Annotated in this window: 1 protein-coding gene; it reads left to right on the forward strand. The window is 57.3% G+C overall.

The annotated features are described in order from the left end of the window. Positions 1 to 41: 41 nt before the first annotated feature. Positions 42 to 255: GIY-YIG nuclease family protein (locus ACFHWW_RS34510; RefSeq protein ID WP_379943893.1), on the forward strand; the 214-nt coding region annotated here is incomplete at its 3' end.

A 255-nucleotide genomic window follows, 5' to 3' on the forward strand; every position in this document is an offset into this window, starting at 1 on the left:
CTGCTTGCGAATATGCGAGAGAATGGTCAACCTTTCACGCAATGAAAGGTTACGTCTACATTCTCGCATCGAAGCGAAACGGGACGCTGTACACGGGCGTGACCCGGGACCTGCCGCGCCGCCTCCTCGAGCACCAGAACGATCTGACGCCTGGGTTCACGTCCAGATACGGCGTGAAGACCTTGGTGTGGTTCGAGGAGTTCGACCTGCTGACTTCCGCCATCATGCGGGAGAAGACGATGAAGAAATGGCCGA

The sequence above is a fragment of the Sinorhizobium sp. P24N7 genome (assembly GCF_042436655.1).
GTDB lineage: Bacteria > Pseudomonadota > Alphaproteobacteria > Rhizobiales > Rhizobiaceae > Sinorhizobium > Sinorhizobium meliloti_A.